This is a genomic window from Sulfitobacter dubius, assembly GCF_900113435.1.
Classification (GTDB): domain Bacteria; phylum Pseudomonadota; class Alphaproteobacteria; order Rhodobacterales; family Rhodobacteraceae; genus Sulfitobacter; species Sulfitobacter dubius.
Window position 1 is genome coordinate 1 of record NZ_FOPG01000011.1, and the last position, 12671, is coordinate 12671.

The 12671-nt window shown below is 57.7% G+C and carries 9 protein-coding genes and 2 pseudogenes; 10 read left to right on the top strand and 1 reads right to left on the bottom strand.

The genetic code is table 11. The features are described 5' to 3' along the window. Positions 1-221: 221 nt before the first annotated feature. A pseudogene (locus BM229_RS18150) lies at positions 222-299 on the bottom strand (IS6 family transposase); the annotation flags it as partial. Positions 300-895: 596 nt separating this feature from the next. On the opposite strand from BM229_RS18150, the gene BM229_RS17750 reads away from it, so the two are divergent. The 10 genes and pseudogenes from BM229_RS17750 to BM229_RS17795 form a co-directional block, all read left to right on the top strand. Further along, on the top strand, positions 896-1840 hold the full coding sequence (locus BM229_RS17750) for a LysR family transcriptional regulator (protein ID WP_093928974.1): 945 nt from the start codon (positions 896-898) through the stop codon (positions 1838-1840). 184 nt (positions 1841-2024) lie between these two features. Next, on the top strand, positions 2025-3656 hold the full coding sequence (locus BM229_RS17755; RefSeq protein WP_093928975.1) for an amidohydrolase: 1632 nt from the start codon (positions 2025-2027) through the stop codon (positions 3654-3656). A 3-nt stretch (positions 3657-3659) separates the two neighbouring features. After that, complete coding sequence (locus BM229_RS17760) at positions 3660-4601, top strand: ABC transporter permease (protein ID WP_093928976.1); 942 nt, start codon at positions 3660-3662, stop codon at positions 4599-4601. Next, the gene (locus BM229_RS17765; RefSeq protein WP_093928977.1) at positions 4598-5491 is read left to right on the top strand and encodes an ABC transporter permease; all 894 of its coding nucleotides are present in this window, start codon (positions 4598-4600) and stop codon (positions 5489-5491) included. Before BM229_RS17760 ends, BM229_RS17765 begins: the two co-directional genes overlap by 4 nt. Positions 5492-5542: 51 nt before the next feature. Next, a complete protein-coding gene (locus tag BM229_RS17770) occupies positions 5543-7120 on the top strand; it encodes an ABC transporter substrate-binding protein (RefSeq protein WP_208604122.1) in 1578 nt (525 codons plus the stop codon). 83 nt (positions 7121-7203) lie between these two features. Continuing rightward, positions 7204-8649, top strand: a complete 1446-nt coding sequence (locus BM229_RS17775) for an amidohydrolase family protein (protein WP_093928978.1) — start codon at positions 7204-7206, stop codon at positions 8647-8649. Further along, positions 8646-9635: an ABC transporter ATP-binding protein gene (locus BM229_RS17780; RefSeq protein ID WP_093928979.1), complete on the top strand. Its 990-nt coding sequence runs from the start codon at positions 8646-8648 to the stop codon at positions 9633-9635. Before BM229_RS17775 ends, BM229_RS17780 begins: the two co-directional genes overlap by 4 nt. Then, entirely contained in the window at positions 9632-10723 is a 1092-nt protein-coding gene (locus BM229_RS17785; protein WP_093928980.1) for an ABC transporter ATP-binding protein, read from the top strand. Before BM229_RS17780 ends, BM229_RS17785 begins: the two co-directional genes overlap by 4 nt. Then, on the top strand, positions 10720-12261 hold the full coding sequence (locus BM229_RS17790) for an acetolactate synthase large subunit (protein WP_093928981.1): 1542 nt from the start codon (positions 10720-10722) through the stop codon (positions 12259-12261). Before BM229_RS17785 ends, BM229_RS17790 begins: the two co-directional genes overlap by 4 nt. A gap of 146 nt (positions 12262-12407) precedes the next feature. Next, a pseudogene (locus BM229_RS17795) lies at positions 12408-12671 on the top strand (IS6 family transposase); the annotation flags it as partial.

Sequence of the window (12671 nt, forward strand, 5' to 3'; positions counted from 1 at the left end):
ACAGCGGCTGCGACCGATGCGTGGCTTCCAGACCATGGCCGGCGCAAAGGCCGCGCTCGCCGGGATCGAAACCTTCCGCACCATCCGCAAGGGTCAGTTCGAAAGCTGCAGGACCGGAGTTGAAAACGAGATCGACTTCGTCGCCAAACTCTTCCCGGAAGCCGCTTGATGATCGCAGTTCCTGCTCTTACTGCGCCGAAGCGGCGTTAATGCAACGGACCCGCCCAAACAGCGTATGCGATGATTTCGCGAGGGAACCGGAAGCCCTTCAGGCGCAGGACACTGGTTGGGATTTTGATGACGTTGAAATAGCCGGATCATGCAAGCTAAACAACTTGGCAATGCCAACTGCGGTCCTAGCGACGGTAATCATGCTGATCATCCTAGCCGTTATCCCGCGCATCCTACCGTCTTCGGTTAGGCCCAACGGGGCCCAAGAAGCATTATGGCATCCGCTCCGGCCACAACTGACATCGCGACGAGAGCCGTCAGGACTATCTAGGCCAGCCCCATGCCGATACCTGCAAGCCCAACCAGACCGTTGCGCTCAACGAAGCCAATACCCGCGACGAAAAGCGAAATGCAGGAAATGGTCCAAAAATTACGCTTGATCAAGGCGGGTACTGCTTTGCGTAGCCGGTGACATCTGGATGGCGTTTACGTTTATGTCTCGCCGGGCGCACGCTGCCGTATATCGATAGTACTATAAAATAATAGTTTATCTGGTGGTACAAATTGGTATGGCCGATTTATCATGTAAAAGCATGCACGGATGTGTTGGCCGTTACAAGTCGCAGGTTTCCCCTGAATTAATCAGCCGACCGTCCCTTTACTTTTGGGTGGCAGGGGGTCTTCATCGCCTCATCGACAGGAACCAGATTTAGGATCGCGCGCAATGCGGCAGGGCCCTCTCAAGATCCGCATGCTCGAGATTTTCGACGCTGTGATGAAGGTTGAGCGCATTACCGACGCCGCTGAGTTCCTAGGTGTCTCCCAACCCGCTGTCACGGCAGCCATTCGCAACCTCGAAGACCAGCTTGGTGTGGAACTCTTCGAGCGAGAGGGCCGTCGATTGCGCCCGACCAATGCCGCGCTTCGCTTGTCCCACAGCACCGGACCCGTATTCGCCGCTATTTCGAACCTGAGAAACGAGGTTGAGCGCGCCACGCGGGTTGGCCTGTCGCAGCTGCGCATCTTTGCTTCTCCCTCAGTGGGGCACGGTGTCGCTCTGGTGGCGCTAGACACTCTAATGTCGGAGTTTCCCGAGCTAGAAGTGGTCGTCACCGTGCGGGATGATGCACAGGTGCGCGAAGCAGTAGAGATGGGACAGGCCGATATCGGCCTTACTTTCGGCAACCTCAACGAAGGCGACTGGCACCTACTGGCTTGGGCGCATCTAGTTGCAATTGTGCCGCGCGACCATGCCTTGACCAAGCGTGCGACGGTTGGGCCTTCCGATTTACAGGACAGTCGGATCATCAGCGCGGGTGAGGTTATCACCCCGCTGGTTGAAGCCGCCTTTAATCGGCAAGGGATACGCTACCGACCCAAGATCGAAACCCGTTTTGCTCAGACAGCCTGCGCAATGGTGCAAAAGGGCTTGGGGGTCGCCGTGGTAGACCCCTATGTGGCAGAGCTTTTCGCCTCAAATCTTTATTCTATCCGCCGCTTCTACCCGGCAACAAAGATCGCGGCGGTGGCTTTAATCGGGTCTAGGGTGAAAGGTGGGCGACGCGATCTTGTGGAGCGGTATTTAGAGATCCTTAGCCAAGAGATTCTTCACTCTCCTATCTTGGCTCATCAGCATCGCGCAGACATATATAACCGATCACCGCGGTAGTATAAGTTTTTGTATACGTCTGGAGCTTTTGGTTTTTTCCAGAAGTAATAATTTAATTCAGATACTTAAAGACGTCGCGCGCTTTCTCGTTGGGAGCGTGGCCCCACACCTGTGCTAGATTGACCAGATCTGGGGGTGATTGGTTAACATGCTTTCATCTCACCTCCGCTAAAAGGATCGCTTCATGACAGCACCGACAGGACATGCAGACACCATTCTCAGAGACGGCAAGATCTGGCGCGGTCAAGGGTTGGGATTTGCAGAAAGTCTCGCCATTTCGGACGGCAGGGTGATGGCGACCGGGACGGTTGCTGAAATTGACGCACTGCAGGGTCCTGAGACAAAGGTGATTGCGCTCGAAGGACGCCTGGCGACCCCGGGTCTCAACGACGCGCATATGCATTTGCTGCCCTATGGCACAGCAATGGCAGAGGTTGATCTGCGCCCGTCCGCGGCGCCGACGCTCGCGGCCTTGCTTGAGGCGCTCAAGACCCGTGCGGCCGATACGCCAAAAGGGGATTGGGTGGTAGGACGCGGCTATGACCACTTTGCCTTCGATGAGAAACGTCATCCGCTGATACATGAGTTGGATAGCGTCTGCCCTGAGCATCCTGTTTATATTGTGCGTACCGATGGGCATTTGGCTGTTGCCAATTCTCTCGCCATGCAAGCCGCCGGAATAAACAAGAACACCCCCTCGCCGGAAGGTGGCCTAATCGAAAAGCAGAACGGTATTTTGACCGGACTGGTTGCCGAAACAGGGCGGGAACCGATTATGGCAGCCTTGCCGCGCAAGTCGGTAGAGGAGCTTGTAGGTTCCATCGAACGAGGCGGACATGATCTGTTGTCCTATGGCATCACCTCCTGCATGGAGGCTGCCATCGGCATTCGCGATGGCTGGACCGAGATGGAAGCCTATCGCCGCGCGCATGCCGAAGGCCGGCTGCCGCTCCGGGTCTATGGCGTGTTGATGGGCGACAAGACAAGATCAATCCTGGATCAGGCCAATAAAAACGATCTTGTCACGGGCCGGGGTGACGAGATGTTCCGCATCGGACCGGTAAAAATCTTTACCGATGGCAGCGCCGGCGGGCGCACCGCCGCGATGAAAGAACCCTATTTGGGCAATGATCCGGACGATAAGGGACTGCTGTGCATTCCTGATCAGGACGAGTTGAACGCTATGGTGCTCGACGCGCATCGTAAGGGATACCAAATGGCCATCCACGCCATTGGGGACGCGGCGATCGAGGAAGTGTTGAATGCTTATGAAGCGGCGCTGAAGGACACCCCGGACCCGGACCGCCGCCACAGGATCGAACATTGCGGATGGCTTTCCGGGGATCAGATGCAGCGTATGAAGGACATGCATGTGCTGCCGGTGCCGCAGCCCTCTTTCCTCTATTGGTTTGGCGATCTCTACCTCACAGTGCTGGACGAAGCGCGGGTTGTGGCTTCGCATCCGATGCGCCGCTGGATTGAAGCAGGGCTGCATCCTTCGGCTTCGACCGATTGCCCGGTAACCGAGATCGCGCCGATGCCGGTAATCTACAATATGGTCACGCGGAAAACACGTCAGGGCACGCTGCTTGGGCCTGACCAGGTCTTGACGATGGAAGAGGCGCTGCATGCCTACACATGGGCCTCGGCCTATGCGGCACATGAAGAGAAAATCAAAGGTCAGCTGGTGCCGGGGCAGTTGGGCGATGTTGCAGTCTTTGATCGTGATCTGTTCGAAATCAACCCTGAAGACATACTCAAGACCCGCTGTGATCTTGCTGTGCTCGGCGGCTCCGTTGTTTTTCAGCGCGACTGAGCCATGCTAGACACGCTCGCCAAACGTCTGTTGCAGTCAATCCCGGTGCTGATCGGGGTTTTGGTCTTGGGCTTTTTGCTGGTCCAGCTTTCGCCAGGCGACCCCGCACGGGTCTTTGCGGGCGCCATGGCCCCACCTGAAGTGGTGGAGCAAATCCGTGAGAAGATGGGTCTTGACCGATCACTGTGGACGCAGTTCTGGGGCTATGTTGAACGTGTGATGCACGGCGATCTTGGTCGGTCCTTTATCTCCAACAAGACGGTGACCAGTGAATTGCTAGCGGCGATCGTGCCGACGATGGAGTTGATGATCGCTTGCTTGATCTGGTCGATCCCTCTGGGCATCGGCATGGGGACGCTCGCTGCGGTCTGGCGAGGCTCGCTTGTAGACCGCGCGGTCATGGCCTTTTCTGTGGCCGGAGTGTCTTTGCCGATCTTCTTCATCTGTCTGCTGTTAATTCAATGGTTCGGGGTGAAATGGCAGCTGTTTCCCTTTATCGGGCGCGGTGGCCCGCTTTGGACTGTCGAAGGGCTGCGCCACATTGCCCTGCCAGCGCTGTCATTAGGGTTGATTTTTATCGGTCCGGTGGCGCGAATGACGCGCTCGAGTGTGCTTGAGGTGCTGCGGCTGGACCATGTGCGCACGGCCCGGTCCAAGGGGTTAAACGAATCTCAGGTGATCTTGCGTCACGGTCTGCGCAATGCGCTGATCCCGGTGGTAACGCTGGTCGGTTTGCAGGCGGGCTATCTACTTGGCGGGGCGGTAGTGACGGAAACCGTTTTTTCCTATCCAGGCATTGGCAGGCTCTCTGTCGGAGCGATTTTATCAGCGGATTACCCATTGGCACAGGGCTGTATCCTCGTGCTCGCCTTGGCGTTCATCATCATCAATATGATCGTCGACATCCTCTACGCAATTCTTGATCCAAGGGTGCAGAAACGATGACAGCAAGTGTTCCCCTCACTGAGGCCTTGGACGATACTGCGCCCCCTCGTCAGGCATGGTGGAAGGCGCTTTTGCGCGACCGGGCCGCGGCACTGGCGCTGATTACTTTACTAAGCATCGCGCTTGCCGCTCTCCTGGCGCCCTTGATCGCGCCTCATGACCCCTATGAGGGGACCCGTAGCGTAATGCAGCCTCCAGTCTGGGCGGAACGGGGCGACTGGACCTACCTATTAGGCACCGACGGCCAGGGGCGGGATATTCTAAGCCGGCTTCTCTACGGCACGCGGCTCACCCTCCTTATCGGCATTCTGTCGGTTGGCTTGGGAGCTACCGTGGGCTCCCTTCTGGGCCTTTTGTCGGCCTTTTATAAGCGCATTGATCCTTATGTAATGCGTTTTGCCGATGTAATGCTGTCGTTTCCAGCGATCCTTCTTGGATTGGCATTGGTCGCGATTTTTGGGCCAGGAGCCTTGCCGGTCATTATCGCGCTTTCCATTGCTACTGTGCCCGATAGTGCCCGCATTGCCCGCTCCATCGCAATTGGGGTTATGGAACAAGAATATATTGAGGCTGGTCGCGCTATCGGTCTGTCGGACCGCACGTTGTTTTCGCGCTATCTGCTGCGCAACAGCATTTCTGCCATCATGATCTTTGTCAGCCTTCGCTTTGGCCAAATCATCCTAATCGGCGCTGCGCTAAGTTTTCTGGGGCTGGGCGCGCGTCCGCCGGCGGCGGAACTTGGCATGATGGCCTCGCAGGGGCGCGACTTCATGCTCTTTGCGCCGCATATAGCCTTCATCCCATCGATCGCCATCTTCGTCATTGTATTGGCCGCAAACATCACCGGCGACGCCATCCGCGACGTTTTGGACCCGCGCCTGCGCTCATAACCAAGTCCCAACCTTATTAAAACGGGACACCAACAGAGGAGAAAGCCACAAGTGACTGCAGTGAATAAATTTTTAACCGCGACGGCCGTGATCGCTTTAGCAGGGCCGCTGGCCGCCCAGGAGATCACCATCGTTCGTGAGGTCGACAGCAATAACTATGATCCTCACAAGACCACCGCCCGTGCGGCCGCTGAAGCGCTGTTCATGCTGGGAGACACCTTGGTTTCGCTGGAACCAGACATGCAGACCGTGACCGACGGTCTCGCGAAAGGCTGGGAGGTCTCTGAGGACGGGCTGGTCTATACCTTTCATCTCAAGGACGGGGTGCAATTCTGCAATGGTCGCGAGATGACTGCGCAGGACGTGGTCTATTCCATGAAACGTTGGATCGATCCGGAGACGAATTCGCCGGTTTCCTGGCGCGCAGGCGACGTGGAAGATATTGTCGCCTTGGACGACAAAACGGTTGAATACCGGCTGCAACATCCCTTCTCAGAGCTGCTTTATCAACTGACCCAAAGCTTTGCGACTGTGATCGATAAGGACACAGTTGAAGAGTTGGGTGAAGACTTTGGCATCAGCGGTTTCGTCGGTACGGGACCCTTTTGCTGGGAAAGCTGGAGCCCGAGAGACAAAATGGTGCTGACGCGCCACGAAAATTACGCATGGGGCCCAGCTTTTTATGAGAACAAAGGCCCGGCACATTTGGAAAAGATCACCTGGCAAATCGTGCCAGAAGAGAACACCCGTACCGTGGCAATCGTCACCGGACAATCGGAAGCCACACAATATGTGCCGCCCATTGCGCTAAACCAGCTGCGCAACACGCCCAATATTTCGGTCCAGCAATCTGACAGTGCTTTCTGGACCTATTTCATGGGGTTCAAGGTCAATAAAGAAACTGTCTCTGATGAAGTCGTGCGCCAGGCGATCAACCTAGCGGTAAACCAAGAAGCCTTGGCTGAAGATCTGCTGTTTGGCGAAGTTGAGCCCGCCTATAGCTACGTGTCGCAAGCCGCTCTAGACTGGAACGAAGCGCTGGACGACAAGTTGTTGCGCTATGATCCTGAGGCAGCCAAATCCATGCTGGATGAAGCAGGTTGGGTGCCCGGGCCGGACGGGGTCCGCGCTAAGGACGGGGTCGAACTGCGTCCCACCGCATATGTATTTGCCGGGTCCAGCTGGCAAAAGCTGTCTGAATTTGTGCAGGCCGAACTACTCAAGGTCGGTATCGGCATGGAAATCCAGGCGTTCGACGCAACCGTGGCTTGGGGAAAGCTGGCCACGCAGGAGTTCGACATCTTTGGGATGAGCTATCCTTATGTCTCTTCTGGGGATGCGTTGAACCTCTACTTCCCGTCTCAGAATATGCCAACGCCAAACCGGATGAACTGGGATGACCCGGAGACGGACGAGCTGTTGCAGGCCGGCAAAACCGCGCTGTCCGACCAAGACCGTGCCGCAGCATACGGGAAGGTTCTGGAGAAGGTTCACGCGGCCGCAGTGTGGCTCCCACTTTACCACGAGCCCATGTTCATCGCCCAGACTGACAAGCTGGAGCCGATCAAGCCACACAACAACTATGGTGCCGGTTTCTACAAGGGGCTCGACCTAAAGTATAAAGAATAACCTCGACGGCAGGCCGGTTCACCCGGCCTGCCGTCTTCTCCTGAGTTTCCCAAGCCATTCTCTTAGCGCGAAAGTTTTCCGACATGACCGAGACCACCACCACCGTCATCCGTAACGCCGATTGGGTTGTTGCTTGGAACAGCGACACCGAGCGCCATGAGTATCTTCAAGGCGAAAACGTAGTGTTTCGGGGGGATCGGATCGTGCAGGTAGGCGGTCATTTCGACGGAGAATTTGATCACGAAATTGATGGCCGCGGTCGGTTAGTTTCTCCGGGGCTGGTAAATATCCACTCCCATCCGCTTTCTGAGCCGATGAACAAGGGCTTTCTGGACGAACTGGGCAGCCCTGGACTCTACATGAGCTCGCTTTACGAATTCATGCCGCTTTTTCGCCCAGATGCCGAAGGCACCACGGCTTGCACCGAAGTTGCATTGTCGGAATTGCTGCTCTCGGGTGTCACCACGCTGACCGACATGTCTGTGCCCTATGACAACTGGATTGACCTGCTAGACCGTTCTGGGATCCGCGCCGTGTTGTCGCCTATGTACCGCTCGGCGCGCTGGTACACCAAAAACGGCCATGTGGTGGAATACGAATGGGACGAGCAGGCCGGACGCGATGCAATGGCAGCGGCCATGAAGGTAATTGATCAGGCCGATGCGCATCCTTCGGGCCGCTTGTCGGGTATGGTTTCGCCATCACAAATCGACACATGCACCGCCGAACTGATCCGTGACAGCTTCGATGAAGCCCAATCGCGCGGCGTGCCGTTCCAGATCCATGCCGCGCAATCCGTGGTGGAATTTCATGAGATTACCCGACGCCATGGCCGCACACCGATGGAGTGGCTCTCAGATATTGGTGTACTTCAAAAAGGGGCGATAATCGGCCACGGCATTTTCCTGAACAGTCACTCATCCGTGCATTGGCCTGAAGCAGATGATTTTACGCTGCTGCGCGACAGCGGGGCTGCCGTAGCACATTGCCCAACCGTGTTCCAACGGCGTGGCATCGCCATGCAGTCGGTGGGCCGTTATATCCGCGCCGGTATCCCGGTGGGGATCGGCACGGATACCTATCCACACAACATGCTCGAAGAGATGCGCAATGCGCTCATCAATTCGCGACTTATGTCCGGCAACCCATTCGATCTGCGCACCCATGATATCTTTGATGCAGCCACTGTAGGCGGAGCCGCCATCCTCGGGCGAGACGATATCGGCCGACTGGCTCCAGGGGCTAAGGCGGACCTATTCATGGCGGATGTCACCCACCCGGCAATGCGCCCGCTGCGGGACCCACTACGCTCGCTCATCTACGTGGCGGCCGAACGGGCGGTGCGTGATGTCTTCATCGACGGGCGGCAGGTGGTCAGCGAGGGCAAGGTTGCGGCTTTTGATCTTGATGATGCCACAGCGCGCCTGGAAGAGGCGCAACGCCGCGCTGAAGTTAAATTCACCGAGTTGGATTTTGCCGGGCGGCACCCTTTGGAGGCTTCGCCGCTGACCTATGAGGTTGTCGAATGACGGCACTTCTGACCGTATCTGATCTGCAGGTCGGCTTTCAGGATCGGGGCCGGATCATGCGCGCAGTGGACGGGGTCAGCCTTTCTGTTGATCGCGGGCGCACATTAGGGGTCGTGGGTGAATCCGGCTGCGGCAAATCGGTGACATCTTTGGCGATCATGGGCTTGGTGCCTCAACCCCCTGGGGTGATCCAGGGGGGCGAAATTACCTTTGACGGGAAGAACCTGCTCGCTTTGCCCCCCAAAGAGATGCGCGCCCTGCGCGGGGGTCGCATCGGCATGATTTTCCAAGAACCGATGACTAGCCTCAACCCGGTTTATACATGCGGCGAGCAGATCAACGAAACTCTACGGGCGCATGGCATGTCCGCACCTGACAAGGCCCGCGCCCGAGCGATCGAACTTCTCGATCTCGTCGGCTTGCCCTCGCCTGCAAAGCGGATCGACGACTATCCACATCAGTTGTCGGGCGGGCAACGTCAGCGCGTCATGATTGCCATTGCGTTGGCCAATGACCCCGATCTCCTGATTGCTGATGAGCCGACAACCGCACTGGATGTGACCATTCAGGCGCAGATCCTGCAGCTGATGAAGGATCTCCAGAACCGCACAGGAATGGCCATTCTGCTGGTCACCCATGACCTTGGCGTAGTGGCCGAGACCTGCGATGACGTGGTGGTGATGTATGCAGGATTGGTGGTGGAACGGGCGTCTACGGCCAGCCTCTATAGCGATCCACAACACCCCTATACCATTGGGCTAATGGCCGCGGTGCCCCGCATCACTGCCAAGGCCGAACGACTTGATACGATCGATGGCACCCTGCCGCCACCGTGGGTGCAGATCCCCGGTTGTCGTTTTGCCCCGCGTTGCCCGCTGGCTACTGACAAATGCCGCGCCGAGCAGCCGCCGATGCGCGAGATCACGCCCGGTCATCAAGTCGCTTGTTGGTTTGCTCCGATCGACGAAAGGATCACCACCCCATGACTGCTCCCGTTCTTAGCGTTGCCAACCTTTCCAAGGATTTCCCCCTTGCACGCGGTATGCTTCGGCGTGAGAAGTTGGTCGTACGTGCAGTCAGTGACATCACCTTCGAACTTGGCCGTGGTGAAACCCTAGCGATCGTTGGCGAGTCCGGCTGTGGAAAATCGACTCTAGGGCGCTCCCTACTGCGGCTGATCGAACCCACATCAGGAAAGGTGATGCTCGGTCGCGACAATGTAACAGGCATGAACACGACACAACTGCGCGCGGCCCGCCGGCGGATGCAGATTATTTTTCAAGATCCCTATGGTTCGCTTAACCCGCGTATGACGGTGCGTGAGACATTGGCTGAACCGCTACTGTTACATGGACTGGCAGACCCGAAGACACTTGAGGCCAAGGTGAATGAGATATTATCCTTATCTGGCTTGTCGCGATTTCATGCCGAGCGCTATCCGCACGAATTTTCAGGCGGGCAGCGGCAAAGGGTTGGCATCGCCCGGGCGCTGGCAACACGGCCTGAGCTCATCGTCTGTGACGAACCCGTCTCGGCCTTGGACGTCTCGCTGCAGGCCCAGATCGTCAATCTGCTGCAAGACTTACAGCAAGAGTTTGGTCTCGCTTATGTATTTATCAGCCATGACCTGAGCGTGGTGCGCCATATCGCTACCCGTATCGCGGTGATGTATCTGGGTCGCTTCGTCGAGGAGGCCCCGGCAGAAACTCTGTTCACAACGCCACTTCACCCCTATACCCAATCCCTCATAAAGGCGGTGCCTCTGCCTGATCCCAGTGTTCAGCGCCAACAAGCTGAATTGCGCGGCGACATGCCAAGTGCCCTAGCGGTGCCTTCAGGATGTGCCTTTCACCCGCGCTGCCCCTTGGCTACGGACCTGTGCCGCCACTCACGACCCGAAACGCGCATGATTGGTGATACCCGCGTGGCGTGTCATCACGCGGAAGCTGGCGCCGCGCACGCGACAGCGCAGAAAATTAAGCCCGGCAAACTTGACCGCCGGCTTGCCGTATTGCGTGCGGCTAAGAATGAACAAGCATCCGCCCCGACGGATAAGAGACAGGAAACCAGATGAACGGCGCAGAAAATTTGCTCAGGAGCCTGCATGGCGCAGGCGTGGATGTGTGTTTTGCCAATCCGGGCACATCAGAAATGCAATTCGTAGATGCGCTGGATCGTACCCGGCTGATGCACTGCGTCTTAGGGCTTTTTGAAGGTGTGGTGTCCGGCGCTGCAGACGGCTATGCACGCATGGCACGCAAACCTGCGGTCACATTGCTGCACCTTGCGCCTGGCCTCGCCAATGCCGGCGCCAACCTGCACAATGCGCGCAAGGCCCGTACACCGATTCTGAATCTTGTTGGAGACCATGCTCAACGCCATTTGCGCTATGAGGCGCCGCTTACAGCCGATGTACCGGGCACAGCGGCGGTTTTCTCTGACTGGGTACGCACTGTACGCTCAACAGACACCATCGCCGGGGACGCTATGGACGCATTGGCCGCCGCATGGGGCCACCCGGGACAAGTCTCCACGTTGATTGTACCTGCCGATATCGGGTGGGATGAGGGGGGTACAACCGAACCTGCCGAACGGGCTGAGGCACAACAACCCCGCGCCTTGGATGGCGACATGTTGCGCCGAGCGGGTGCTGCCTTGGGACCAGAGGCGGTCATTCTATGCGGCGGCGGTGTGTTGGAAACGCCTGAGGCGCTTAAGCGCCTTTCCGACATCGCGGCTGCAACCGGTACAGCAGTACTGGCTACTGGACCGCTGCGGCGCGCTGAACGGGGCGCAGGACATTTTGAATTGCCGCGTATCCCCTACCCCGTTGATGATGCCCTCGCAGCCCTCTCTGGTTTTCGCCGTGCCATTCTGATCGAAGCACTGCCTCCTGTCGCTTTCTTTGCCTACCCTGATCGTCCCAGTCTGCTTTTACCCGAACGGTGCGAGATCATACCTCTGGCGGATTTTGATCAAGACGGTCTCGCCGCCGCCGAGGCATTGGCGCAAGAAGTAGGGGCCAAGCCGCAACCTCTGACCGCCACGCGCCCCTGTCCGGCGCCTGTCTCCGGCCCCATGACGGATGAAGCGCTATCTGCTGCCATCGCCGCGGCACTGCCCGAGGGGGCTATCGTGGTGGATGAAAGTCTGACCAGCGCGAATTCTGTGGCAGCTCTTTCTACGGGAGCGCCCGCGATGTCATGGCTTGCAATCACCGGCGGTGCCATTGGCATTGGTATTCCCCTGGCGACCGGCGCGGCAGTGGCTTGCCGCGACCGCCCGGTGATCAGCCTCCAAGCAGACGGCTCTGCGATGTACACGCTACAAGCGCTTTGGACGCAGGCGCGCGAAGAGCTAAATGTCACCACGATCATCTTCGCTAATCACGGCTATCAGATCCTGAAGCACGAATTGTTCAAAGTCGGCGCAAACCCGGGGCCCGAGGCGCTCAATATGTTGGAGCTGAATCGGCCAGAACTGAATTTCGTTGACCTAGCCCGCGGCATGGGCGTGCCCGGCAAACGGGTGTCCGATCCACTCGACCTCTATCAATCTATCAAGGACGCCAGTCGCGAGCCCGGACCCTTCCTGATTGAGGTCATGCTCTGACACGGGTCGTGCTAGCGCCCGGCCTATGCGCATACAGACTATTACATCCGAAATGGGCATTGTTGCAGAAAGGTGGCTTGAGGGGTCCGTTGCATTAACTGCCCGACCACCGCAAGTTCCTTGGGTTGGTAATGATGGGGGGTCCGATGGCACAGCGCAAGAATCCGTTCAAGCGGCATCGTTTCCCTCGGGAGATCATCCTTCTAGCGGTGCGCTGGTACTGTCGCTACCCGCTGTCGTGCCGCGACGTCCGCGATTTGCTGGCCGAGCGCGGGGTGACGGTCGATGCCTCCACGATCCACCGCTGGGTCAGGAAGTTCGGCCCCGAGATCCGCAAACGGGCCTATGGTGGCCATCGTTCCTGGCGAGGGCTGCAATGGCATGTCGATGAGACCTACATCCGCGTCGGT

Coding starts and splice junctions, on each gene's coding strand:
- BM229_RS17750 (WP_093928974.1), top strand. CDS start 896: ATGCGGCAGGGCCCTCTCAAGATCCGCATGCTCGAGATTTTCGACGCT.
- BM229_RS17755 (WP_093928975.1), top strand. CDS start 2,025: ATGACAGCACCGACAGGACATGCAGACACCATTCTCAGAGACGGCAAG.
- BM229_RS17760 (WP_093928976.1), top strand. CDS start 3,660: ATGCTAGACACGCTCGCCAAACGTCTGTTGCAGTCAATCCCGGTGCTG.
- BM229_RS17765 (WP_093928977.1), top strand. CDS start 4,598: ATGACAGCAAGTGTTCCCCTCACTGAGGCCTTGGACGATACTGCGCCC.
- BM229_RS17775 (WP_093928978.1), top strand. CDS start 7,204: ATGACCGAGACCACCACCACCGTCATCCGTAACGCCGATTGGGTTGTT.
- BM229_RS17780 (WP_093928979.1), top strand. CDS start 8,646: ATGACGGCACTTCTGACCGTATCTGATCTGCAGGTCGGCTTTCAGGAT.
- BM229_RS17785 (WP_093928980.1), top strand. CDS start 9,632: ATGACTGCTCCCGTTCTTAGCGTTGCCAACCTTTCCAAGGATTTCCCC.
- BM229_RS17790 (WP_093928981.1), top strand. CDS start 10,720: ATGAACGGCGCAGAAAATTTGCTCAGGAGCCTGCATGGCGCAGGCGTG.